Origin of the sequence: Erythrobacter sp. Dej080120_24 (assembly GCF_036322605.1) — a bacterium.
Lineage (GTDB): Bacteria > Pseudomonadota > Alphaproteobacteria > Sphingomonadales > Sphingomonadaceae > Erythrobacter > Erythrobacter aurantius.
Genome location: NZ_AP027262.1, coordinates 3,031,495 through 3,055,709, shown reverse-complemented (window position 1 = coordinate 3,055,709; position 24,215 = coordinate 3,031,495). Strand labels below are relative to the sequence as shown.

26 protein-coding genes are annotated in these 24,215 nt (G+C 62.7%); 14 read left to right on the top strand and 12 right to left on the bottom strand.

The genetic code is table 11. The features are described from left to right. Positions 1 to 11 precede the first annotated feature (11 nt). Entirely contained in the window at positions 12 to 884 is an 873-nt protein-coding gene (locus AABA34_RS14600; protein ID WP_034955259.1) for an SDR family NAD(P)-dependent oxidoreductase, read from the bottom strand. Between the two features lie 129 nt (positions 885 to 1,013). After that, positions 1,014 to 1,520, bottom strand: coding sequence for a nuclear transport factor 2 family protein (locus AABA34_RS14595; protein ID WP_034955258.1), 507 nt, complete (start codon positions 1,518 to 1,520; stop codon positions 1,014 to 1,016). Between the two features lie 47 nt (positions 1,521 to 1,567). Here AABA34_RS14595 and AABA34_RS14590 point away from each other — a divergent pair, with 47 nt between their 5' ends. Then, a complete protein-coding gene (locus tag AABA34_RS14590; protein ID WP_034955256.1) occupies positions 1,568 to 2,329 on the top strand; it encodes an SDR family NAD(P)-dependent oxidoreductase in 762 nt (253 codons plus the stop codon). A 25-nt stretch (positions 2,330 to 2,354) separates the two neighbouring features. Here the strand turns inward: AABA34_RS14590 and AABA34_RS14585 are convergent, their stop codons facing one another. After that, positions 2,355 to 3,050, bottom strand: coding sequence for a hypothetical protein (locus AABA34_RS14585; RefSeq protein WP_034955254.1), 696 nt, complete (start codon positions 3,048 to 3,050; stop codon positions 2,355 to 2,357). Positions 3,051 to 3,070: 20 nt separating this feature from the next. After that, a complete protein-coding gene (locus AABA34_RS14580) occupies positions 3,071 to 3,835 on the bottom strand; it encodes an SDR family NAD(P)-dependent oxidoreductase (RefSeq protein ID WP_034955807.1) in 765 nt (254 codons plus the stop codon). 104 nt (positions 3,836 to 3,939) lie between these two features. Here AABA34_RS14580 and AABA34_RS14575 point away from each other — a divergent pair, with 104 nt between their 5' ends. The 4 genes from AABA34_RS14575 to AABA34_RS14560 are packed head-to-tail and all read left to right on the top strand — an operon-like array spanning position 3,940 to position 8,442. Further along, positions 3,940 to 5,169, top strand: coding sequence for an NADH:flavin oxidoreductase (locus AABA34_RS14575; RefSeq protein WP_034955806.1), 1,230 nt, complete (start codon positions 3,940 to 3,942; stop codon positions 5,167 to 5,169). Continuing rightward, complete coding sequence (locus tag AABA34_RS14570) at positions 5,166 to 5,939, top strand: SDR family NAD(P)-dependent oxidoreductase (protein ID WP_034955252.1); 774 nt, start codon at positions 5,166 to 5,168, stop codon at positions 5,937 to 5,939. Before AABA34_RS14575 ends, AABA34_RS14570 begins: the two co-directional genes overlap by 4 nt. Continuing rightward, entirely contained in the window at positions 5,936 to 6,748 is an 813-nt protein-coding gene (locus tag AABA34_RS14565; RefSeq protein WP_034955250.1) for an SDR family NAD(P)-dependent oxidoreductase, read from the top strand. Before AABA34_RS14570 ends, AABA34_RS14565 begins: the two co-directional genes overlap by 4 nt. A 5-nt stretch (positions 6,749 to 6,753) precedes the next feature. Next, positions 6,754 to 8,442: an FAD-dependent oxidoreductase gene (locus AABA34_RS14560; protein ID WP_034955248.1), complete on the top strand. Its 1,689-nt coding sequence runs from the start codon at positions 6,754 to 6,756 to the stop codon at positions 8,440 to 8,442. A gap of 3 nt (positions 8,443 to 8,445) precedes the next feature. Here the strand turns inward: AABA34_RS14560 and AABA34_RS14555 are convergent, their stop codons facing one another. From AABA34_RS14555 to AABA34_RS14520, 8 genes are read right to left on the bottom strand one after another with little or no spacing between them, the layout of a single operon-like run. Continuing rightward, the gene (locus tag AABA34_RS14555) at positions 8,446 to 9,081 is read right to left on the bottom strand and encodes a nuclear transport factor 2 family protein (protein WP_034955246.1); all 636 of its coding nucleotides are present in this window, start codon (positions 9,079 to 9,081) and stop codon (positions 8,446 to 8,448) included. Further along, positions 9,071 to 9,535, bottom strand: coding sequence for a nuclear transport factor 2 family protein (locus AABA34_RS14550; protein ID WP_338303184.1), 465 nt, complete (start codon positions 9,533 to 9,535; stop codon positions 9,071 to 9,073). Before AABA34_RS14550 ends, AABA34_RS14555 begins: the two co-directional genes overlap by 11 nt. Beyond that, entirely contained in the window at positions 9,528 to 10,988 is a 1,461-nt protein-coding gene (locus AABA34_RS14545; RefSeq protein WP_034955241.1) for an FAD-dependent oxidoreductase, read from the bottom strand. The genes AABA34_RS14550 and AABA34_RS14545 overlap by 8 nt, the downstream gene beginning before the upstream one ends. Next, positions 10,981 to 12,036 carry a 4-hydroxy-2-oxovalerate aldolase gene (gene dmpG, locus AABA34_RS14540; RefSeq protein WP_034955239.1) on the bottom strand — a complete coding sequence of 352 codons (1,056 nt, stop codon included), beginning with the start codon at positions 12,034 to 12,036 and terminating at the stop codon, positions 10,981 to 10,983. The genes AABA34_RS14545 and dmpG overlap by 8 nt, the downstream gene beginning before the upstream one ends. Continuing rightward, entirely contained in the window at positions 12,033 to 12,977 is a 945-nt protein-coding gene (locus AABA34_RS14535; protein WP_338303183.1) for an acetaldehyde dehydrogenase (acetylating), read from the bottom strand. The genes dmpG and AABA34_RS14535 overlap by 4 nt, the downstream gene beginning before the upstream one ends. Before the next feature lie 11 nt (positions 12,978 to 12,988). Next, positions 12,989 to 13,765 carry a fumarylacetoacetate hydrolase family protein gene (locus AABA34_RS14530; RefSeq protein ID WP_034955237.1) on the bottom strand — a complete coding sequence of 259 codons (777 nt, stop codon included), beginning with the start codon at positions 13,763 to 13,765 and terminating at the stop codon, positions 12,989 to 12,991. Then, the gene (locus tag AABA34_RS14525) at positions 13,752 to 14,576 is read right to left on the bottom strand and encodes an alpha/beta fold hydrolase (protein ID WP_034955236.1); all 825 of its coding nucleotides are present in this window, start codon (positions 14,574 to 14,576) and stop codon (positions 13,752 to 13,754) included. Before AABA34_RS14525 ends, AABA34_RS14530 begins: the two co-directional genes overlap by 14 nt. A 12-nt stretch (positions 14,577 to 14,588) precedes the next feature. Then, complete coding sequence (locus tag AABA34_RS14520; protein WP_034955234.1) at positions 14,589 to 15,803, bottom strand: acyl-CoA dehydrogenase family protein; 1,215 nt, start codon at positions 15,801 to 15,803, stop codon at positions 14,589 to 14,591. 165 nt (positions 15,804 to 15,968) lie between these two features. Between AABA34_RS14520 and AABA34_RS14515 the strand changes: the two genes are divergently transcribed. The 9 genes from AABA34_RS14515 to AABA34_RS14475 are packed head-to-tail and all read left to right on the top strand — an operon-like array spanning position 15,969 to position 24,213. Further along, a complete protein-coding gene (locus AABA34_RS14515; RefSeq protein ID WP_034955232.1) occupies positions 15,969 to 16,724 on the top strand; it encodes an SDR family oxidoreductase in 756 nt (251 codons plus the stop codon). 4 nt (positions 16,725 to 16,728) lie between these two features. Next, positions 16,729 to 17,673, top strand: coding sequence for a VOC family protein (locus tag AABA34_RS14510; protein WP_338303182.1), 945 nt, complete (start codon positions 16,729 to 16,731; stop codon positions 17,671 to 17,673). Then, positions 17,670 to 18,551: a CoA transferase subunit A gene (locus tag AABA34_RS14505; protein ID WP_338303181.1), complete on the top strand. Its 882-nt coding sequence runs from the start codon at positions 17,670 to 17,672 to the stop codon at positions 18,549 to 18,551. The genes AABA34_RS14510 and AABA34_RS14505 overlap by 4 nt, the downstream gene beginning before the upstream one ends. Then, entirely contained in the window at positions 18,551 to 19,351 is an 801-nt protein-coding gene (locus AABA34_RS14500; RefSeq protein ID WP_034955229.1) for a CoA-transferase subunit beta, read from the top strand. The genes AABA34_RS14505 and AABA34_RS14500 overlap by 1 nt, the downstream gene beginning before the upstream one ends. Then, positions 19,348 to 20,265: an enoyl-CoA hydratase gene (locus AABA34_RS14495; protein WP_338303180.1), complete on the top strand. Its 918-nt coding sequence runs from the start codon at positions 19,348 to 19,350 to the stop codon at positions 20,263 to 20,265. The genes AABA34_RS14500 and AABA34_RS14495 overlap by 4 nt, the downstream gene beginning before the upstream one ends. 3 nt (positions 20,266 to 20,268) lie before the next feature. Continuing rightward, on the top strand, positions 20,269 to 21,366 hold the full coding sequence (locus AABA34_RS14490) for an NAD(P)H-dependent flavin oxidoreductase (RefSeq protein ID WP_034955227.1): 1,098 nt from the start codon (positions 20,269 to 20,271) through the stop codon (positions 21,364 to 21,366). Further along, positions 21,366 to 22,115, top strand: coding sequence for an enoyl-CoA hydratase family protein (locus AABA34_RS14485; RefSeq protein ID WP_034955225.1), 750 nt, complete (start codon positions 21,366 to 21,368; stop codon positions 22,113 to 22,115). The genes AABA34_RS14490 and AABA34_RS14485 overlap by 1 nt, the downstream gene beginning before the upstream one ends. Before the next feature lie 2 nt (positions 22,116 to 22,117). Then, positions 22,118 to 23,281, top strand: a complete 1,164-nt coding sequence (locus tag AABA34_RS14480) for an acyl-CoA dehydrogenase family protein (protein WP_034955223.1) — start codon at positions 22,118 to 22,120, stop codon at positions 23,279 to 23,281. Continuing rightward, complete coding sequence (locus AABA34_RS14475; RefSeq protein WP_034955221.1) at positions 23,281 to 24,213, top strand: acyl-CoA dehydrogenase family protein; 933 nt, start codon at positions 23,281 to 23,283, stop codon at positions 24,211 to 24,213. The genes AABA34_RS14480 and AABA34_RS14475 overlap by 1 nt, the downstream gene beginning before the upstream one ends. The last annotated feature ends 2 nt before the right edge of the window (positions 24,214 to 24,215 follow it).

Sequence of the window (24,215 nt, the reverse complement as noted above, 5' to 3'; positions counted from 1 at the left end):
CTTCCCGCCCCTCAGTAAACCGCTGCCGGGTTCTTCTGCGGCGGGCTGCCCAGCATCTCGCGGTAGCTTGGCCGGTCCTTGCCGCGATCGGAAATGCCCAGTTCCTTGGCGATTTCCGCAGCGATGTGGACTCCGCCGGAAAGCTCGTCACGATTGGGCGCACGGTCGATCGCGTCGAGGATGTGGGCGGTGAATTCCGGGTTCTCCGCCGTTTCGATGAAATCCTTGTATTGTTCTGGATTGGTCTCGCTCGCGATCTTCGATCTCTCGGTGATCAGCGGGCCCATCCAGATCGAGACGGCAACAACGCCGGTGCCGCGCAGGTCATGCTCCATGTCATGCGCCAACTTGTCGACCCCGGCCTTTTGCGCGCCATAGGCCGGACCGTGCATGTAGCAGCTCGCGCCGAAAGACGATCCGAAAGCGATCAGGCCGCTGCCCCGAGACACCATCATCTTCGCCGCGTGCCAGCTGGCGACATAGGCGGAGCGCAAGCCGACATCGAGAATGCCCACGGCGTCGAGTTCCTTTTCCCAGAAAGGTTTCTTCTCGATCAACTGGTGGTGGATGTAGGTGGCGTTGTTGACCAGCATGTCGAGCCTGCCTTCGTCGCGCGCGATCCGGGCGAACAATTCGGCGATCTGTTCGTCATCGGAATGGTCGCACTGAACCGGAACGCCCCGCCCGCCGAGTGCGGTCACGTTCTGCGCGGTTTCCTCGAAGGTGCCCGGCAGAACCGATCCGTCCCAGCCCTTGGCGGTGCCGGGGGAGGTTGTCCTTCCGGTCACATAGACGGTATAGCCCAGCTCGCCGAGACCCCGGGCAATGCCTGCGCCTGCCCCACGGCTCGCGCCGGTGACAAGTGCCACTTTCGAATCAGACATTGCGCATCCCTCCCAATCTCACGCAAATACGTATTTTCTTCCAACATTAGCCGATAAATGCGAAATTGAAAGGCAAAAAATTTGCGCATTTGTCGTTTTCGCGATAAAGCGCGGCCTTGCTGGAATAGATCATGCTTCAGCAAGGTCACCAAACGCGCCGGGCGCTTTACCGAAGGCTATTGTGGAGATGCCGCCATCTGCATCCACTTTCTGGATGACGCAGCTTTTCCGGAATGACCGGCTTTCGGAAATCAGCCAACGGCCTGCGCGCAGGACATACCGATCTTCGTACTCCACGCCCAACTGGGTGAGGGTTCGCTCAGACAGGTTTACATTGTGGAAATAGAGCGGCCACCAACCCTTCGCCTCGGATGGACTGATGAACTCGATAATCCCGGTCCCGCCTTGATGAATGTCGAAAATCCCCTCGGCGCAGCCGAGTTCACGGTAGATTTCGATGAAGGCATCGCGCTCCCGAAATTCGGGGAACCCTTCAAAGGCGATGATCGCATCGCTCGTGAAACACTCGCGCATTGCTGCGGGATCCTTGGCGTCGGCCGCACGCAGATAGCGCATCTTGAGATCGCGAATGGCGCGATCATGCTCGATCCGAGCAAGGCGTTCTTCAATGGTCATTCGTCCTCACCTTTCCGTTTTCCAACCCATGCAGGAGTCTTTCGCAAATGAACCAAGCTGCCACACTCCGCCGCTTCGAAGGCAAATCCGTCCTTGTTACCGGAGCGGCATCGGGCATCGGACGGGCAACCGCCATTCTGTTTGCGAACGAAGGCGCGCGCGTGACGATCGCGGATCGCGATGAGGCAGGCCTTGCCGCTACGCGCGACCTGATAGGATCTGGCCACCGGACCGGCGTTTTCGATGCGGCTGATACCGCGTCCTGCCGCGATCTGGTCGAAACCGCTGCCGCAGACGGCCTTGATGCCTTGTGCAATATCGCCGGGATGCTTGACTGGGGGCCGAGCGAGGATTTTGGCGAAGACCGTTTTGAACGCCTCATGCGGATCAACCTGTTCGGCGTCTTCGCCACCTGTCGTGCCGCGCTGCCGCATCTTGTCAGGACGAAAGGATGCATCGTCAACATGGCCTCTACCGCAGGCCTGACGGGCATCCCCTATTCCGTTGCCTATTCCGCGTCGAAGCATGGCGTTGTCGGTCTGACAAAGAGCCTTTCGGCGGAGTTCGCCGCGCGCGGCGTGCGGATCAATGCGGTCTGCCCCGGCCACGTCGATACCCCGATGGGCAATCGTCCGCCGCCCGAGGGAGAGATTGACTGGGCGCTCGTGATGCGGGCGGCTCCGAAACTGGAGCACGGGATCTGTCACCCGGATGATGTCGCCAATGCGGTGGCCTATCTGGCCAGCGACGCGGCAAGGAAAATCACCGGAACGACGCTTGTCATCGATGGCGGGCAATTGGCGGCCTGAGCCGGCGACTCCGGTCTCGATCCCCTCATTCCTCATTGAAATCGTACTGACTCGTCGGAAACACATCGATGGTTCCCGGAGTGATGAATCGCGCGCAGCTTTCCATCATGGAATCGAGATTTTGCCGGAATTTTTGAGGATTCCCGGCGGCTCCGAAGAAAGTCAGCGGGTCGGTGAGCGCTTCAATGGGGAAGCATTCCTCGACAATCGCCACTATGTCTTGAGGGGCAGTGCCGTCATCTTCCAGCAGGCTTTCGACCACCAGATTTTGCCGATATTCGAAAGTCGACTGTGTTTCGATCGCGATCCGGGTGTGGCTGTCGCGCCAGATCCGGCGCCATTCCGGCCAGCCGAGGGTCTGCGGCAGGGTCAGGAAAGCCATTTGGGCAAAACCGGCTCCACGCTCCCCTCGCGCCGAGCGGGAAGGGTTTTCGAGTATGGTCGATTCGCAAACCAGCCAGGCCGTCACCGATCCGGCAAACGCTCGCACCGCCTCGTCCACAGCAGACCGGAACATCGGGTTGCCGCTTGATAGCCATAGCTGGACGACGCAATCGGGAAGCGCCCGCCCGCGCGACTGGATCAGATTCGTGCCGCCTGCCACCGCGTCATCGCGCAGGTTGATCCGAACCCGGCACGCGCCGGCCTTGATGACGGATGCAGCTATGTCCGATGGCTGCGCCGGACTGTCCCATCGAAGGCTGTAAATAAGCTTTTCCAAGAGCCCCCCCCGATCAGGCGTTAGTCAAAATTTGCCTGCCCGCCATCGAGCGGAATCGTGGCGCCGGTGAGATATCCCAGCTCCGGCTGACACAACGCGACGACGGCTTGCCCGATGTCTTCCTCGCATTCGCCGACGCGGCGCAACGGGATCGTCCGGAAGAATGCTTCGGCTTCGTCCGGATTGTTCTCGATCCACCATTTGAGGCCGGGGCTCTTGGCGTGGGGCGCGAGCGACAGCACCCTGATGTTGTCCGTCCCCCATTCCGCCGCCGCGGCGCGGGTCAGGGGTCGCATCGCCTGCTTGATCGCGCCATAAGCCCCATAGCCCGCCATGTCCCAGCGGACTCCGGCGGAGGAGACCAGGTTGAAGATTACCCCGCCGCCCCTTTCTGCCATGCCGGGCTGCACCAGCTTCATCAGCCGGAATGCCGCGAGCGGCCCGGAACGGAATCCCGCCTCGAATGCCTCGTCGGTGACTTTCGCCAGCTTGCCCATCGGAACCTGCTGTGCATTGTTCACCAGAATGTCGATCCCGCCGAAAGCCTCGCCCGCGCTGGCAACCGCGCGTTCGAGATCGCCGGCGTCACAGACATCGCCGCTTACGGATAGCGCTTCGCTGCCGCGCGCCCGGACTTCTTGCGCCGTCGACTCGAGCTTTTCGATTGTGCGACCGAACAACACGATCTTCGCCCCGGCAGATGCCAGCGCCAAAGCGATGCCTTGCCCCACGCCTTGCCCGGCACCGGTAATCAGCGCGACCTTGCCGTTGAGTGATGATTTCACAGCGAACTCTCCCAAATTCGTAAAATTCACTGTCAATGATTACGCAATCAGTTGACAAAATGCCAGAGGCATTCGACAAATGCGTTGGAGAGGAGCGAAAAAACGTGTCCGCATTCGCAAAAGCATACAGCCCGCTTCAGATCGGGCCACTGACCATGCGCAACCGCTTCATAAAAGCGGCGACCAATGAAGGAATGGCAAAAGGAGGCGTCGTCAGCAAGGGGCTGGCGCGTTTCCACGAAAAGGTTGCAGAGGGTGGTGCCGGGCTGACCACGGTCGCCTATTGCGCCACTTCAAAGGACGGGCGCACCTTCGTTGATCAGGCCACGCTGGATGACGATTCGGTCGCTGATTTTCGCGCGCTGACCGATGCCGTTCACAAGCACGGTGCCGCTGCCAGCGCGCAGATCACCCACGCAGGCAGCTTCACCTTCCTCGACAAGCGCACGCTGCAGACCAACAAGCCGCTGTCGTCATCCGGCGGGTTCAACAAGGTCGGCGTGATGTCGGGCCGATACTTCAAGAAGAAGATGGACGAATCCGAAATCGCCGCGATGACGCAGGAATTCGTCGCCGCCGCCCGGCGCGCGAAAGAGGCCGGCTTCGACGCGGTGGAACTGCACATGGGGCACGGATATCTGCTCAGCCAGTTCGTCTCCAAACTATATAACAAGCGCCGGGACGAATTCGGCGGATCGATCGAGAAGCGGATGAATTTCCCTTCGGAAGTGCTGGGACGCGTGCTCGATGCGGTGGGCAAGGATCTGGCCGTCATCGTCAAATTTTCGATGACCGACGGGCCCAAGGGCAACACGATCGAAGACGGTGTCGCGGTTGCGCGGCGGATCGAGGCGGACGGCGCGCATCTGGCCGTTCTGTCCAATGGCATGAATGTCGAATCGATCACCGCGATGTTCGGCTCATCCTTGCCCAAGCGTGGTGCCCGCCCGTCCAATCCGATCCTGCGCATCGGCATGTTCCTGCAGTCGCTCACCGAACCGCCCGAGGTGCAGTTCCGCGAGAATTACCTGCGCGAACTGGCGCTGCGGGTGCGTGGCGAGGTGTCGATGCCGCTTGCCTATCTCGGCGGCGTGCAAAGCCGCGAAGGGGTGGAGCAGGCGATGGATGACGGCTTTGACGCGATCGCAGTGGGCCGGGCGCTGGTCCACGATCCCGCCTTCATCAACCAGTTGCAGGCTGGCGCCGTCCAGCAATCCGGATGCACCGCCTGCAATCGCTGCGTCACCATGATGTACACGCCCGGAGGCACCAGCTGCATCCTGACGCGCGATGGCATTGATCCGGCGCTCAACACCGTGGGGGCCGCGGCATGAGCGCGCCATTCGCGGGCCGCGTCGCCATCGTCACCGGCGGCAGCGACGGCATTGGCCGTGCGACTTCGGAACTGCTCGCGGCCAAAGGCGCGCATGTCGTCGTGCTGGCGCGGAGCATGGACAAGCTGGAGGCCACTCGCGACGCGATCATAAAACAGGGCGGCAGCGTGGAGATCCACAGCATCGATCTGTCTGACGCGCAGGCCTATGCCGATCTCGTCGCGCGGATCGCGGATGCCCACGGGCGGCTCGATATGCTCGTCAACAATGCGATGAGCGTGCATTACGCGCCGCTCGACAAATTGAGCCTTGATCACTGGCGCAAGGATTTTGCCGTCAACGCCGATGCGGTGTTCGCCGGGACCAAGGCCGCGATTGCGGCGATGCGCAAATCGGGAGGGGGGAGCATCGTCAATGTCTCTTCCACCACCGCCATTCGCGCCGCGCCGTTCATGACGAGCTATTCCGCCAGCAAGGCGGCGATGATCCAGTTCAGCGCCGTCGCCGCGATGGAGGTCGCACGCGACAATATTCGCGTGAACTGCGTCGTGCCGGGGCAGGTGCAGACCGCCGGAAACGAGGATTTTGCCCGCAAGGCCCCTGAAATCGCGGCCAAGACCGCGCAGGCGATCCCGATGGGTCGCGGTGGTAAGCCGGACGAACTGGCCGAAGCAATCGTCTTCCTGCTGTCCGATGCCGCGGCCTATATCACCGGCGTGGCGCTTCCGGTGGATGGCGGCAAGTCGGCGCAGCTTTATCTGCCTTCATGAGCGGAAAGGCCCCTTCAGCCGGAGTGGCCGTGATAACCGGTGCGGCGAGCGGGATCGGTGCGGGTCTGGCGCGTCACGCGGTCATGCGCGGTATGGCTGTGGTTCTGGCAGATTGGGATGAAGCGGGCCTCGCCGCGATTGCTGGCGAACTATCAGGCGAAGTCGCCAAACTGACGATCGATGTGCGCAAGCCGTCCGATCTCGAAGCCCTGGCCGATCTCGCCTATTCCCGGTTCGGCCAGGTGGACCTTGTTTTCAACAACGCAGGGGTGCTTTCCGCCGGTCAGGCGTGGGAATTGTCCGCTGAAACATGGCAACGGGTGATGGATGTCAACGTGATGGGGGTGGTCAACGGGATCAGGGCCTTCGTGCCGCGCCTGCTGCAAGCGGGCAAGCCGGCCCGGATCGTCAACACTGCGTCGGTCGGCGGCTTCTTCGCCAACGGATTGATGGGCCCGTATTTCGCGTCAAAAGCGGCGGTGGTCGCGCTTTCTGAAAGTCTCGCTCATGATCTTGCATCAGCGGGAGGCAAGGTCAGCGTTTCGGTGCTGGCGCCCGGCCCGGTCAACACCGGCATCCTGCGCGAAGAGGGCGGGGCAGGGGCGGAAACCATGATGGAGCGGATGCGCCAGCTAACCAAGCAGCACAGCGCCGATCCTGACAGCTATGCGGCGCTGATTTTCGACGGGATCGATCAGGGCCAGTTCTGGATCGTGCCGCAACCCGAAGCGCTGGATGATCGCTTGAAGGCGCGGACCCGGATGATCCTTGATCGGCAATCCCCGGTTGCCGCAATGGGCAAGGAATGAAGCGAATGGAAAGCTGGGACAAAGAAGTCGATGTGCTGGTCGTCGGGTCGGGCGCGGGCGGGCTGCTGAGCGCGCTTGTTGCCGCCGAAAAGGGTGCGTCGACGCTGATCATCGAGAAGGAAGCGCTGTGGGGCGGCACCTCCGCCACTTCGGGCGCGGGCATCTGGATTCCGGCCAGCGATCAGGCGCGGGCCGAAGGCTTTGACGACAAGCCCGACGACGCGTTCAAATATGTCCGCGCGCTGTCGGCGGACAATGTGCCCGATGCCAATATCCGGTCCTATGTCGAAAACGCGGCACATATGCTGCGCTGGATGGGCGAGCATACCGACATCACCTACTGCTCGTTCCCCTATCCCGATTATCACGCAGAAAACCCCGGCGGCAGCCCGACCGGATACCGCACTCACATGCCGCTGCCGATGGACGGCAGGAAGCTGGGCAAGGATGTCGAAACGCTGCGCTTCGCGTCACCGGCGGCCAGCCTGTTCGGCTATCTCAATTGGCATTTCGATGAAACTTACATCCTGCTGTTCCGGGCCAAAGGGTGGTGGTGGCACCTCACCAAGAGCCTTGCGCGCTACTGGTTCGACTGGCCGTTCCGGTTCAAGAGCGAGAAGGACCGGCGGCTGACGCTGGGCAATGCGCTGGCGGGCGGATTGCGCATGGCGCTGAACAAGCGCGGAGTGCCGCTGTGGCTCGAAAGCCCGATGGAAAGCCTGATCGAAGAAGATGGCAAGGTCGTCGGCGCGGTGGTGCGACGTGGCAAGAAGACGCTCTGTATCGGCGCGCGCAAGGGGGTAATCCTTGCGGCTGGCGGTTTCGACAAGAACCAGGAGATGCGCGACCAGCACGCCCCGCTCTATCGCAACGCGCTCTATTCCGGGGGAACCGGCGGCAACACCGGCGACAGCATCCGGGCGGGCAAGTCGGTCGGCGCGGAAACGATGAACATGCATTCGGCATGGGCCGCGCCGGTATTCTATGTGCCGGGCGAGGATCGCGGGCGGCTTTGCACGATCGAGCGCGCTCTGCCGGGCTGCATGATGGTAAACCAGAAGGGCGAGCGTTACCTCAACGAGGCAGCGAGCTATCACATCGTCGGCCAGCAGATGGCGCGGCGCGAGGCAGAACATGGCGATGCGAGCCCGAGCTGGTTCGTGTTCGATCACACCTATCGCCACAAATACCCGGTCGGCCCCTTGCTGCCGCTGCTGCCCGACTGGGCGCAGAACGGCATGGTCAGGTCGATCCTCAAGAAAGGGCGTACCGTCGCCGAACTGGCCGAGGCGATGGGGGCGGACCCGGCGGTTCTTGGTGCGACAGTCGAACGCTTCAACACCCATGCGGCCAAAGGCGAGGACCCCGACTTCAACCGGGGCGAAGCGGCATACGACAAGATGTATGGCGATCCCTCGGTCACGCCCAATCCGTGTCTCAAGCCGCTGGACAAGGGGCCGTTCTACGCCATGCCGATCTATCCGGGTGATATCGGCACCAATGGCGGGCTGAAAACCGACGATCGCGCTCGGGTCCTCAACACCGAAGGCAAACCGATTGGCGGGCTTTACGCTGTCGGCAACAACGCAGCATCGGCAATGGGCGAAAGCTATCCGGGGGCAGGGGTCACCATCGGCCCGGCGCTGACCTTCGGATACCTTGCGGCGCGCGATGCGCTGGGCGTCAACGACTAGGCGTCAATCCGCGCGCACCTTTACCTTGGGCGCCGCATTCCCGCGCCGCATCCGGTTGATGAAATCACCGATTGGGGCGGGTTCGGGCACAGGGCCCTGTGGTGCCCCTTCGCGGTCCCAGAATTCGGCGAAGCTCGGGAACAGCTTGTGAAAGTTCCCTTCGGCCCAGTCGGTTCCGGGCCAGCGCATCTTGTTGTCGCCCACCGGCGGCTTGTTCAGGTCGGTCGCATACCAGTAAAGCGGCAGGCGGCGGCGGAAGAACCATTGCCCGTCCTGCCGCTCGTAATCGTCGACATACATCATCTGCATGATGACCCATTCGTCCGCACCGCCTTCGACGGGCGTTTCATGCTCGTTCTTGGAATAGACGATGCCGTGCGCGTGGTTCGCATCGTCCAGTTCGATGATGTGGCCACCGATGTGGTGTGACGTCCCTGTGAATGGGCTACGCAATGTCTGGTCCATGTATGCGCGCAAAGCCTCGCGTCCGCTCGCATCCTTGCCGACCCGCACATCGGCGCAAAAAAGCCCGACCATTGCATCCATGTCGCGCATGTCGAGCGCGAGCGCGTATTTGGCGGGAAGCTGGCGAATTTCCTCCAGCGCCTCAAGGCGTTCGATCCGGGCTTCAAGCGACATCGGGCATCTCCAGAATACTGCGGGTTTCCAGCGAACCATCGAGCGGGGTGTTCTCGCGCCGCTTGACGCGCCAGCCCGCCGCAGTGCGCACCAGCCACCAGCGGTTGGCCGATACCCGCCAGGCTTCGTAAATCTCGCCAGTCCGGCGCATTACGGTGCTGTATCCGACCGCGACTGCGGTGTCTCCCGCAAGCTCGATCCGGTGAGGGGAAAGGATATGCGCGCAGCCTTGCTCCATCAGGCCGCGATGCACCGGGCTGTCCATCATCGCTGCCAGCGCCGCGTGGCCTTTGACGAGGCCAAACCCGCCAATGTCATATTCACCGTCTTCGACCCACAATTGCGCCAGAGCCTCTCCCGCGCCGGTATCGGCCAGCGGTCCGTAGGCCGCGATCAGATTGGCGATTTGCGCCCTGTCTTCAAGCGCCCGCAGCCGTGCATCCGTATCATCCATGCGCCGCTGCCTTCCCCGCTTGCCGCCCAAAGAATGTGCAATCCGCAAGGCTCAGGCCGGACGAATAGCCATGGCCCCAGGCCGGCAGGCCATGGGTGCATCGCCCGGCGGCGAACAGGCCTTTGACGGGATCTCCATCCGCACCCAGCACTTCGCCGTTTACCGAGGTTTTGAGCCCGCCCAGTGTGAAGAAGCTGAAATAGCTGGTCTGGAAATTGAGTTCCAGCGCCACGAACGGCGCCTTGTCGAGCGGCGTGAGGATCGGTGCGCGCTTGTCGAACAAGGGATCGCGTCCTTCGCCTGCGTGGGCATTGTAGAACGCCATTGTGTGGGCAAGCGTGCCTGCGGGCATCCCCAGTTCGGCCTCGACCTCTTCCCAGCTATCGCCCGTGGCCGCGATGTCGGTGCGGGCGAATTCGGCGGGTTGGGAGAAATGCGCGCTGTCGAGCAGCAGATACACCTTGCCCCCCGGCTGATCGACCGCGCAGCGGCTGACGCGCCCGTGATAGCAATCTTCGTTGATGAAGCGCTGGCCGTGGATGTTGACGAATACCCCCGATGCCTGCGGTTCGGGCATGGTCCACGGACAGGTGGTGAAGAACTGGTCCATGTGCACCGCTTCGCCGCCTGCCCCTATGCCCATCATGATGCCCGCGCCGTCATCCCTGTCGCCAATGGGATCGTTGATGCGAAAGGTCTGGGGACAATGCTTGCGACGCATTGCCTCGTTCATGACAAAGCCGCCGGTTGCCAGCACCACGCCCCTGGTGGCGCGCAGATGCAGGATCGCGCCGTCCGATTTGGCGACCGCGCCCACTATGCGCCCGCCATCCTCAATCAGGCCGAGCACACGGGTGTCGACCCTGACCCCGGCCCCGAGTTCGCGTGCGCGCGCTTCCAGCCGGTCTACAAGAGGCCGTCCGCCGCCCCAGCCGGTGTGCTGGATGGTGTGGCCGCGCGGAGCCGGTTTCGCCTGATCGCAGAATGGCGCGGCGGCTTCGCTGCCCGACCAGATCAGCGTGGAATCGTCAGGCGGCTCGATCAGCTTGCCGGGCAGGAAATTGCCACGATAGGGGACGCCCTGCGCCTTGAGCCAGACGTAATGATCCAGCGCCTCACGCGCATAAAGCTCGCATTTCGCATCGTTGACGCAAGGCCCGCCTGCCAGCTTGAGATAGGTTTCGAAAGCCTCGGTGCTGTCTTCGAACCCGGCGGCGCGCTGGGCATCGGTGCCTCCGTTTCCGCCGATATAGATTTCGCCCCCGGACAGGGCCGATGCGCCGCCGCTGCCGGAATTGCGTTCAAGGATGGTGACGCGTGCGCCCGCATTCGCCGCTTCGATCGCGGCGCATGCTCCTGCCGCGCCAAAGCCGATTATCAGGACGTCGGTTTCATGGTCCCAGCTTTCGACCGCAGCGGCCGGAAGCGGCCTGTGCAGCGATGGCTCAGGCATTCGCGCCGGCCACCTCTTTCGCCTTGAGCAAGTCGAGAGCGACATCGACGATCATGTCTTCCTGCCCGCCGACCATCTTGCGTGCGCCCAGTTCGACAAGGATTTCGCGCGTGTCGAGGCCGTAATCTTCCGCTGCTTTCTCGGCATGGCGAAGGAAGCTCGAATAGACCCCGGCATAGCCCAGCGCTAGCGTCTCGCGGTCGACGCGCACGGGGCGGTCCTGCAAGGGGCGGACGAGATCTTCTGCCGCGTCCATCAACGCCATCACGTCGCAACCGTGGTTCCAGCCCTTGCGATCGACCGCCGCGATAAAGACTTCGAGCGGGGCATTGCCCGCGCCTGCGCCCATTCCGGCAAGGCTCGCATCAATCCGGACAGCGCCATATTGCGCGGCGACGATGGAATTGGCGACCCCAAGGCCGAGATTGTGGTGCGCGTGCATGCCGCGCTGGGTTTCGGGCTTCAGCACCCGGTCGTATGCCTCCAGCCGCTCTCGCACCCCGTCCATGTCGAGCGCGCCGCCGCTGTCGGTGACATAGACGCATTGCGCGCCATAGCTTTCCATCAGCGCCGCTTGGCCAGCCAGCGTTTCGGCATCGATCATATGGCTCATCATCAGGAAGCCGGAGACATCCATGCCCAGATCGCGGGCGATGCCGATGTGCTGTTTCGACACGTCGGCTTCGGTGCAGTGGGTTGCCACGCGCACCGAACGCACCCCCAGATCATAGGCGCGGCGCAGCTCTTCGACCGTGCCGACGCCGGGCAGGATCAGCGTGGTCAGCACAGATTGGGTAAGCACGTCGGCCACCGCCTCCAGCCATTCCCAGTCCGTATGCGCGCCAAAGCCGTAGTTGAAGCTCAATCCCGAAAGGCCGTCACCATGCGCCACCTCGATCGCGTCAACGCCCGCCTTGTCGAGCGCCGCGGCGATATCGCGCACCTGATCGATGCCGTACATGTGGCGGATAGCGTGCATCCCGTCGCGCAGGGTCACGTCCTGAATGTAAAGCTTTTCGCCAGCCTCGACGTTGAAAGTGCCGGTCATTGTGCAGGCTCCCGCATGGCCAGTTCGCGTTCGGCGATCAGTTCTCCGGTTGCCTTTGCGGCGGCGGTCATGATGTCGAGATTGCCCGAATAGGACAGCAGGTAATCGCCCGCGCCTTCGACTTCGAGCAGGATCATCGTCTTGATCCCGGTGAATTCGCCCATGCCGGGGATTTTCAGCGGGTTGTTGTCGCCGAACCTTTCGAACTGCACCTGCTGTTTCAGCCTGTAGCCGGGGACATAGGCCTGAACCTTGGCCACCATCGCTTCGACAGAGGCGCGGATCGCGTCCTCGTCCGCGCCTTCGGACAGGGTGAACACCGTGTCGCGCATGATCATCGGCGGTTCGGCCGGGTTCAGGATAATGATCGCCTTGCCTTTGGTCGCGCCGCCGACCGCTTCGATCGCGCGGGCGGTGGTGCGGGTGAATTCGTCGATATTGGCGCGCGTGCCGGGCCCTGCCGAACGCGAGGAAACCGATGCGACGATTTCCGCGTAATGCACCTTGGCGACCTGGCTGACAGCGGCGACCATCGGGATCGTCGCCTGTCCGCCGCAGGTCACCATGTTGACATTGGGCGCGTCGAGATTTGCTTCCATGTTGACCGGCGGGACAGTGAAGGGGCCGATTGCCGCAGGGGTCAGGTCAACGACGCGGATACCATCGGCGCGCAGAGCCTCGTCATGCAGCTTGTGGGCATAGGCACTGGTCGCGTCAAAGGCGATGCCGATATCCTTGTAGCAATCGAGCTTTTTCAGCCCTTCGATGCCTTCGTGCGTGGTCGCGATCCCGCGTTCGCGCGCCATCGCCAGCCCTTCGCTGTCCGGGTCGATCCCGACGACTGCTGCCAGTTCCATGTTCTGCGGATATTTCAGCATCTTGATCATCAGATCGGTGCCGATGTTCCCGGATCCGATGATCACGGCCTTTAGCTTGCCCATGTGCGCTTCCTTCAGACGAAGCGGGCGGTGCATCCGCCCACTCCATGCAATTCCATTTCGAACACGTCGCCCGCCACCGCCGGTTCAAGCGGGACGAGCGAACCCGACAGGATGATGTCGCCCGCATCCAGCGTGACGCCATATTCGCCCAGCGTGTTGGCGAGCCACGCCACTGCCTGCGCCGGATCGCCCTGAACGGCGGAGCCCAGCCCTTCGGACAGCGGCGCGCCGTTCTTCGTCACCGTCACCTTTAGGTTAGGCAGATCATGATCGCGCGGATCGGCGCGCGCTTCGCCAAGGATGAAGACCCCGCAACTGGCATTGTCCGCCACGGTGTCGACAATCCCGATCTTCCAGTTGTCGATCCGGCTGTCGACAATCTCGAAACAGGGCGCGATGGCCTGTGTCGCAGCGATCACGTCAGCAGGAGTGATGCCTGGCCCTTTCAGCCCGTCGCGCAGGATGAAGGCGATTTCCGCCTCTGCACGCGGCTGGATCAGCTTCTTCTGCTCGACCGAAATGTCGCCATCGACATGCATCCAGTCGGTCAGGAAGCCGAAATCGGGCTGGTGCACGCCCAGCATGTCCTGCACCGCCTTGCTGGTGACACCGATCTTCTTGCCGACGACCCGCTCTCCCTCAGCCCTGCGAAGTCTGAGGAAATCGAGGCTGATGGCGTAGGCATCGTCAATCGTAAGCTCCGGCACGCGCGCAATCAGCGGCGGAACCGTGCGCTGTTGGCGCAGGGCGGCAAACAGTTCGGAACCGTATTTCTCATGAATATTCATTGAGAAATCCCGTGGCATAGGCGTTGAATTCGCTTTCGCGCTCCACCTGCACCCAATGGCCGGTGCGGGCAAAGGTCAGCAGCCGCGCGTTCTTGCCGGCGTCCAGGAACATCTGCCCGTGGGCAGCCGGGCAGAATTCGTCATCGAGGCCCCACAGCACGAAGATCGGGCAATCCAGCTCGCCGATGCGCGGGCCCAGATTGGGGGTTTTCATGCGGGCGAGCACGTCCTTGGGCTGGGTGCGGGCCACTTCAAAACGTTCCGTGACCAGCGCATCGGGAATGCGATCCGCCCAATCGGGATGCAGCAGGTTGGCGACCAGCTTGCGTTGTTCATCAAGATTGAATTCGGGCGAGCCGAAAGACGACTTCATCTTGGCAATGCCCGGCATGGTGAAATAGCTCATCTGCTCGGCAATGCATCCCGGCGCCATCAGCACCAGCGAACGGACGAAATCCGGATTGTTGAGCGCGATCTGGATCGCGATCCCGCCGCCCAGCGAATTACCGACGAGATGCGCCCGCTCGATCCCGTGCTGGCGCAGCGCGTCGAAGAGGGTGTCGACAAACAGGTCCAACGTGTAGTCGATGTCTTCCGGCTTGGACGAAGCACCATAGCCGATCAGGTCGGGCAGGATGACCCGGTAACCGGCATCGACAAAGGCGGCGATGTTGCCGCGGAAATTCGACGCGCCCGAAGCGCCCGGTCCGCTGCCGTGCAGGAACACGACAGCTTCGCCAGAGCCGGTTTCGGCAAGGTGGATTTCATGGCCACCGGCAACGCTGTAGCGGTGTGAAGCAAGCTCTCCCATGCTCGCCTCCCGTTACATGAAGGTGAAGACGGGAGGCTGGCCCAGCATGGTGCCGACGACATCCTTGGTCCGGTTGTTCGGATCGTTCGCGACATGCGCGCGCGCCGCCTTCAGATCGAGCCAGGGCTGGATGATTTCGCTGGTCATGTAGATTGCGCGGCCGCCAAGCAGTTCCACCATGTCATCGACCAGCCGCGCAAGGCGACGCACCACGGTGGACGACTGGTATGCATAGAGCGCGCGCTTCTCCATCGGGATGGCTTCGCCGCGCTCGGCGATTTCGAGCAGGTCTTCGAAAGTCCGCTCCAGCGTCAGCTCCATTTCCAGCGACTGCGCATGGGCAGCGGAAATTGCGGCATGCAGCATGGGATCGTCCTTCGACGCCTTCCCGGTGTTGGTGGAGATGCGATCTTCCATGATCTTCATCGCGGCGTTGATGGCCGCGCGCGCCCCGCCGAACGCGGCGGTGCTGACCGAACGCACGAAAACCTGCGCCCAGGGAAGGGTGAAAAGCGGCCCTTCGTTCACCGCCTGACCGGGGTTCTGGCAAAGGAAGCCGTCAACCGCGCGGTGGGTGCGATATTCGGGGACGAATGCCCGGTTCACGGTGATGCCGTGGCTGCCAGTGCCCTGAAGCCCGAACACATGCCATTCGTCTTCGTCGATGGTGTAGTCGGCACGCGGGAGCAGGAAAGTGCGCATGTCGGGCATGCCGCCTTCTTCCTCAGGCGGAACCAGTGCGCCCAGCAACACCCAGTCGCAATGCACCGAGCCGGTCGAAAAGCCCCAATGGCCGGAAAGGTAGAAGCCGCCTTCGGTGCGCTCCACCTTGCCCACGGGCTGATAGGTCGAGGAAACGATCACGTCCGGATCGCTGCCCCACACCTCAAGCTGCGCCTGTTCGTCGAACAGGGCCAGTTCATAGGGGTGGCAGCCGACCACACCGAACATCCAGCCGGTCGACATGCAGCCTTCGGCGAGAAGCTTCTGCACGTCGAAGAAGACATTGGGATGCATTTCATACCCGCCGAACTTCTTGGGCTGCAGGATCTTGAAGAAACCCGCCTCCTTGAACTCGGCGATGGTTTCAGCCGGCACGTTGCGATCGGCGATGCATTGCTTTGCTCGCGACTTCAGCGTCGGGATCATCGCGCGTGCGCGCTTGACGAGCTCCTCATGCGTGGGCGTGTCACCTGCCTGACCATGCATCTGCGCAACCGTTGCCATCTTCCATCCTCCTCAACCAGCCGCGATTCGACTGCTTCTTCAAATTCGTAAAACTTAATGCAAAAAAATACGCAAATCGTCAATTGAAAAGCGATCTGATTTTAGATAGGGAAATTTCCGAGCCATTGAATCGACTGATTCACGGGACTTGAGTGGGAGGGTAATTTGGATTTCGGCCTTGCCGGACGTGTGGCGATTGTCACCGGGGGAACCCGCGGGTTGGGTCGTGCGATCAGCACGGCGCTGGCGCAGCAGGGTTGCGTCGTCATCGCCTGCGCCCGTAGCGAGCCGGAAAGCCTGCCCGAAGGGGTCGAATTCGCCGCGTTAGACGTGCGCGATCCCGATGCCGTTGCGGAATTTGTCGAAACGGTGGCTGCCCGCCACGGGCGGCTCGACATCATCGTCAACAATGCAGGCGGATCGCCGCCCAGCGATGCGGCTACGGCCAGCCCGAGGTTTGCCGAGGCGATTACGCGCCTGAACCTGCTCGCACCCTATTACCTGTCGCGCGCGGCCTTTCCCCATCTGGAAAAGTCGCCGGGTGCGGCCATCGTGAACATCGCCAGCGTTTCAGGCATCCGTCCGTCGCCGGGCACTTCGATCTATGGCGCGGCCAAGGCGGGACTTTTGAGCCTGACAAAGAGTCTTGCGCAGGAATGGGGGCCGAAATCCATCCGCGTGAACGCGATCATCGTCGGCCTGGCTGAAACCGAAACCTCGGCGGATACCTATGGCAGCGAAGCGACGCGGGCCAAGGTCGGTCAGTCCTTGCCGCTGGGGCGCATGGCGACCGGTGACGATGTTGCGCGCGCGGTTCTTTATCTGGTGTCGGACGCATCCGAATATGTGTCGGGCGCATGGCTCAACGTTGATGGGGGCGGCGAACGGCCCCTGTTTCTCGATATTGTGAAGGGAGGGTAGCGTCATGGCTATCAGGGAACTCGGCTATGTGGTCATCGAGACGGCAAAGCCGGTCGAATGGCGGGAATTCCTGACCAATGTCGCAGGGGTCATGGTCGCGGAAAATGCCGCCCACGGCGCGGATCATTACCGCATTGACGATCGGCCTTTCCGGTTCCGGATCGAACAGGCGGGCGCGGAGCGGCTGGCTGCGGCGGCTTACGAGATCGACACGCGCGAGGCGCTCGATGCGCTTGCTGCCCGGATCGAGGCCGCAGGGCGCGTTGTTACATGGGGTGACGATGCACAATCCGCCGCGCGCCATGTCGATGCCTATTTCCGCACCAGCGATCCGGCTGGCAACGGGCTGGAATTCTTCGTCGGCACGGCGCGTGACGAAGTCGAATTCGTTTCACCTCAGGGCGTTTCGGGATTTGTGACCGGAGAAATGGGGATGGGGCACGCCGTGTTTTCCGCACCCGATTTTCCTGCAACCCACGCGTTCTATCGCGACACCATCGGCTTTCATGACACCGATCTGCCGGTCTTCCACCTGATGGGGCCGGACGGTCCGCCGATGCATTTCGCGTTCATGCATGCCGATAACGGCCGCCACCACTCGCTCGCGCTGGGCGAAGGCCCGGCTGCACCGACTGGCTGCATCCACCTGATGCTCGAAATGCGCGACATGATGGATGTGGGCAAATGCTATGACCGGATGCGGCTGGCCGGAGTGCCGGAAAGCGCGACGTTGGGGCGGCACACCAATGACGAGATGACCAGCTTCTACATGCAGACGCCTTCGGGCTTCGATCTGGAAATTGGCTGCGACGGGCTGGTGATTGACCCCGCCAATTGGGAAACGACAGCGCACAAGACCATCAGCGAATGGGGCCATGTCTGGGCCTGGCAAAAGGCGATGGAAGAAGCCGCCGCCAATGAGGCAGCGCGCGCGGAGGCCGCCGAATGACGCTCGACAAGCGAATGACGCCAGCCGAAATCGTCGGCCGGCTGCGCAGCGGGATGACGCTGGGCATTGGCGGCTGGGGTCCGCGGCGCAAGCCGATGGCGCTGGTGCGCGAAATCCTGCGTTCCGACCTCACTGATCTGACCGTCGTTTCCTATGGCGGCCCGGATGTCGGAATGCTGTGCGCGGCGGGCAAGGTGAAGAAGGTTGTCTTCGCCTTCGTCTCGCTCGATGCGATCCCGCTTGAGGCGTGGTTCCGCAAAGCCCGCGAGGCGGGAGAGATCGAGGTGCTCGAACTCGACGAAGGCATGTTCCAGTGGGGGCTGAAGGCGGCCGCTTTCGGCCTGCCGTTCCTGCCCACGCGGGTCGGGCTTGGCACGGATCTGATCGAACTGGGCGGGCTCAAGACGGTCCAGTCGCCCTATGCCGACGGGGAAACGCTGGTGGCGATGCCCGCGCTGAAGCTCGATGCGGCGATCATCCATGTCCATCGCTGCGATCACCGCGGCAATGTGCAGGCCTTGGGGCCGGATACCTATTACGACGAATGGTTCGCCAAGGCTGCCGATGAATGCTTCGTCAGCTGCGAAGAGATGGTCCCGGCGATGGAGGATGCGCATCCCGAAGATGCTAGGGCCAATATTGTCGAACGCTGCTTCATCACCGGGGTGACAGAGGCGCGGTGCGGGGCGCACCCGACTTCGATGCCGCCACTTTACGGCCCGGACATGAAGGCATTGAAGGCCTATTCGGGCGCGGCAAAGGAGCCGGGCGAATGGAGCGCGGTCGCCGATCAATTCACTGGCGCCGACGAGGCGGCCTATCTGGCCTCGGTCGGCGGAGAGGAGGCGGTGATGAATGTCCCGCTGGCGATTTACTGATGGCAACTCTGGCAGAACTTTGCATCGCGGCGGTGGCCGAGGCTTTCCGCACCGATCGCGAGATTATCGGCACCGGCATCGGTCCGGTTCCGCGTCTTGGCGTGGGGTTGGCGAAGATGACGCACAGCCCCGGACTGATGATGACCGATGGCGAGGCCTATCTGGTCGAGCAGCCGGTTCCTATCGGGCCGCGCGGCTATAATGATCGCAAGGCGGCGGGCTACCTCCCGTTCTCGCGCTTTTTCGATAGCGCGGTGTGGACCGGGCGGCGTCACGCGATGGTTACGCCGACGCAGATCGACCGTTTCGGCCAGACCAACCTTTCGGCATTGGGCGGCACGCATGAACAGCCCAAGGTGCAGATGCTGGGCGCGCGCGGGTTTCCGGGCAACGGCATCTACCACCCCAATTCGATGTTCATCCCGGTGCATTCGACCCGCGTCTTCGTCGATGGCGAAGTCGATCGCGTGTCCTCGCCGGGCTACAACCCCGCACGGCGGATCGCGGGCGGCAACTATTCCGGGCTCGAACTGAAGCGGATCATCACCAATCTGTGCGTGATGGATTTCGGCGGGGCGGACAACGCCATCCGCGTCATCTCGCTCCACCCCGGCGTGACCTTTGCCGAGGTGCAAGACAACACCGGATTTGAACTGATCGACGCGGCGGAAGGCGAAACTCCGCTGCCGACAGACCAGCAGCTTGAAATCATCGCGGGACTCGATCCGCATGGAATTCGCCACAAGGTGCTGGCGGACAATCCGCCGGCGCGGCGGAGCAAAGAGGGAGAAGCCGCATGAGCGACGCCATCGTTCCCAAGGTTGACGAACCGCCCGTTTATGAAACCGACGAGCCGATCCTGTACGCGGTTAAGGACGGCGTGACCTATGTGACGCTGAACCGTCCGGCGTTCCACAACGTCCAGAACAGCCAGATGACCTACGCGCTGGACGATGCGTTCCAGCGCGCGGTCGATGATGACGATGTGAAGTGCATCGTGCTCAAATCGGATGCCAAGCATTTCACCGCCGGGCACGACATCGGCAGTCCCGGTCGTGATTTCCACTCCAGCTTCGAACGCCGCCTGATGTGGTACGATCACGCCAACAAGGGCGGGGCGGAAAAGGCCTATATCCGCGAACAGGAAGTCTATCTGGGCATGTGCAAGCGTTGGCGCGCCATTCCCAAGCCGACGATCGCGCAGGTGCATGGCGCCTGCATCGCGGGCGGGCTGATGCTGGCATGGGTCTGCGATCTGATCATCGCGTCAGATGATGCCTTCTTCCAGGATCCGGTGCTGCAGATGGGCTTTCCGGGCGTCGAATATTTCGCGCATTGCCACGAACTCAATCCCCGCATTGCCAAGGAATTCCTGCTGCTGGGCGAACGAATGAGCGCCGATCGCGCCTATCAGATGGGCATGGTCAACCGGGTGGTTCCGCGTGATCAGCTGGCGGACGAAGTGGCCAAGGTCACCGCGCGTCTGGTGGAGCAGCCGCGTCTTGCCATGCAGCTTGCCAAGCAGGCCTGCAATCACATGGAAACGCTGGCGGGCAAGGAAGCCGGGATCGATGCGAGCTTTGGCTATCACCACTTCGCGCATGCCAACAACCAGCTGATCAAGGGCGATTACATCGCCGGGTTCGACGGCAAGAAGATGGCCGAAAAGAACAAGGCGCAAGAGGCCCAGAAGGCGCAAGGACAGCAGGATTGACCTGTGGCTGATCCGCGCGCCTCCCTCTCGACACCGCTGACCGAGATGCTCGGTTGCCGCCTGCCGGTGATACAGACGGCGATGGGCTGGATCGCGACCCCCCGGCTGGTTGCGGCAAGCAGCAACGCAGGCGCTTTCGGCTTTCTCGCGGGCGCGGTGATGAAACCTGCCGAACTGGCGGCAGCGATTGAAGAGCTTAAGGGCATGACCCCGCACAATATCGGGGTGAACTTCCACAGCTTCCAGCCGGGTGCCAAGGACATCGTCGAGATCATCCTTGCCAATGCCGACCGGGTGCGGGCGGTGAGTTTCGGGCGCGGCCCCGATGCCGAGATGATCGGCAAGTTTCGCAGCGCGGGGATCATCTGCATCCCCACTGTCGGCGCGGTAAAGCACGCACAGAAAATGGTCGCGCTGGGTTGTCAGGCGATCACTATCCAGGGTGGCGAAGGCGGCGGGCACACCGGATCGGTCGCAACCACGATCCTGTTGCCGCAAGTGCTCGACGCGGTTGACGTGCCGGTAGCCGCGGCAGGTGGCTTTGCCGACGGGCGCGGACTGGCGGCGGCGCTGGCCTATGGCGCAAGCGGGATCGCGATGGGATCGCGCTTCATGATGACCAGCGACAGCCCGGTCCCGCAACAGGTCAAGGAAGCCTACACGCGGGCAGGCACGCAGGACATTTTCGTCACCTCCAAGATCGACGGCATTCCGCAGCGCATGATCCGCAACGCCATGCTCGACCGGATCGAGGCTGGCGGCAGCTTTGCCCGGTGGCGGCGCGGGTTGCTCGCCGCGATGGCGATGAAACGCGAAACCGGTGCCAGCTGGGGCGAACTGCTCGCCGCGGCGCGCGGCATGACCAGCCATGGCGAAATGTCGCTCCCCGAAGCGATGCTCGCCGCCGCCGCGCCCACATTGCTGCAAAAGGCGGTGGTCGATGGCGATGCGATCGGTGGGCTGATGGCTTCGGGCCAGGTCGCCGGAAGGCTCGACGATCTGCCGTCCTGCGCCGAACTGCTGGCGCGGATCGAAGCCGAAGCGCTTGAGCGGATTGCCGCGCTTTCATCCGTAACACCGCAATTGAAGGGAGCCGCCTGATGGGCATTGAAACCCACATCAAGGATCGCATCGCGGAAATCGTCTTCGACGTGCCGCCGGTCAACGCCTTCGACAGCGAAACCTGGATGTCGATCCCCGACATCGTGACCGCTGCGGCGCGCAATCCCGAAGTGAATTGCGTGCTGATCCGGGCCGAGGGCAAGGGCTTTTGCGGCGGCGTCGATATCAAGGAGATGCAGGCGCATCCCGAGCGCATCACCGTGCTCAATCGCGGCAATTACCTGACGTTCAAGGCGATCCGCGATGCCGAGATTCCGGTGGTGGTCGCCGCGCACAAATTCGTGATTGGGGGCGGTATCGGCATTTGCGGAGCGGCGGACACGATCATTGCTGCCGACGATGCCTATTTCTCGCTGCCCGAGGTGGATCGCGGCGCGATGGGCGGAGCCAGCCATTTGTCGCGCATGCTGCCGCTGCACAAGGTGCGCGCCGCTTTCTTCACCGGAGGCAATATTCCGGCGGCCGAAGCGCACCGATTGGGCGCGGTCGAAAAAGTGGTGCCGCGCGCCGATCTGGAGGCCGAGGCGCGGGCGTTCTGCGCGGTGATCGCATCGAAAAGCCGCAAGGCGCTGGTTATCGCCAAGGAAGCGTTGAACGGCCTCGAAGCGCGCGATGTCGATCGCGGCTATCGCTGGGAACAGGGCTTCACGCTCGAAATGTACATGCACGAAGACAGCCAGAAATCGCGCGACGAATTCGTGAAAACCGGAAAAGCCGCAGAGTTCTGATCATGCAGCTGCAATACACCCCCCGGCAGCAGGCTTTCCGTGCGGAAGTGCGCGAATGGCTGGCTGCCAACCTGCCGGAAAAGCCGCTTCTCACGCTCGAAGGCGAAGAAGGATTCCACCAGCACGTCGAATGGGAACGCAGACTGGCGCAAGGCAATTGGGGCATGGTGACATGGCCCACCAGCTATGGCGGGCGCGGGCTCGACCTGATCGAATGGCTGATCTTCGAAGAGGAATACTGGGGCGCGGGCGCACCGCTCAGGGTGAACCAGAACGGCATCTTCCTGCTCGGACCCACGATCATGGAGTACGGGACCGAAGAACAAAAGGCGCGGTTCCTGACGCCGATGGCCGCAGGCGAGAAGATCTGGGCGCAGGCATGGTCAGAGCCCGGCGCGGGCAGCGACATGGCGGCGATCAAGACCACCGCTTACCGCGATGGTGATCATTACGTCATCAACGGTCAGAAGACCTGGTCGAGCAGGGCGAGCTTTGCCGATTGGGGTTTCGGACTGTTTCGGACCGAAGAAGGCAGCCAGCGCCACAAGGGGCTGTCCTTCATCCTGTTCGATCTCAATGCGCCCGGCGTCACCCGTCGCCCGATCCGGCAACTCCACGGCAATCCGGGTTTCGCCGAGCTGTTCTTCGATGAAGTTCGCGTTCCAGTCGAAAACCGCCTTGCGGGAGAGGGGGAAGGCTGGAAGGTCGCCATGGCGACCGCCGGGTTCGAGCGCGGCCTGATGCTGCGCTCACCCGGCCGTTTCCAGGCAGCGGCAAAGCGGCTGGTGGAGCTGTTTCGAAAGCATGGACACGATGCGGCTCCTTCGGCGCGCGAGGCGGTGGCAAAGGCGTGGATGGAGAGCCAAGCCTATGCCTACAACACCTATGCCGTCGCCGCGAAGATCATGGCGGGCGGCAGCATCGGGGCCGAAGCCAGCCTGAACAAGATTTTCTGGTCGGAACTCGATCGCGCGATGCACCGCACCGCGATGCACCTGCTGGGCGCGGCAGCGGAATTGCAGCAGTTTGCCGACGGCTCCGCCAATGACTGGCTCGAAGGCTACATCTTCTCGCTTTCGGGGCCGATCTACGCCGGTTCGAACGAGATCCAGCGCAACATCACGGCCGAGCGTTTGCTGGGCATGCCGCGGGTAGGAGCGGGCTGATGGATTTTCTGATCGCTCCCGAACGGCTCGAACTGGCCGAAGCCGTGCGCGACTATCTTTCGGGTACGCATGGGCCCGAAGTGCTGCGCAAACTCGATGCCGATGGCAATCGCGATCCTGCAATCTGGCAGGGTCTGGTCGAAATGGGTCTGCCCGGTTTGCTGGTTCCCGAAGAAGAGGGCGGGCTGGGCATGGGATTGCTCGACGCGGTGCTGATCGCGCGTGAATGCGGGCGTTTCTGCCTTGCCGAGCCGCTGGTCGAAAGCGCCTATGTCAGCGTGCCGTGGATGATCGCGCGCGGGGACACCGGCAGGCTTGCCGAAGTGGCAGCGGGGGAATTCCGCCCGATCGCCGCGCATTCGATCAACGGCTGGCACTCCGATGGCGATGGTGGGCCGCTGCACAGCGTCGATCCGCTGCGCAACCTTGCGCAATTGCCGGGCGATGCCAGCGATGATCCGCAGCTGCTCGATCTGGGCGCGCTGATGGCTTCGGCGCAGCTTGTCGGGCTGGCCGAGGCCATGCTGGATCAGGCGGTCGAATATTCCAAGCTGCGCGAACAGTTCGGCCAGCCGGTCGGCGGGTTTCAGGCGATCAAGCACAAGCTGGCCGATGTTGCCGTCGCGCTGGAATTTGCGCGGCCCGTGCTGTGGCGCGCGGCGCAGGCGCTTGAAGACGGCGCGGTCAGCGCATCGTTGCATGTCAGCCACGCAAAACTGGCGGCGAGCGATGCCGCCTATCTGGCGGGCGAGAGCGCGATCCAGGTGCACGGCGCGATGGGCTACACTTACGAAGTCGACCTGCATTTCTGGATGAAGCGCGCATGGGCGCTGTCCGGCGCCTGGGGCAGCAGGGGCTTTCACGCAAGGCGCGTGGATGCCGCAATCATTGGCGGCGATCACCCGATCGGGCCGCAAAACACCTTCGCTTGAGG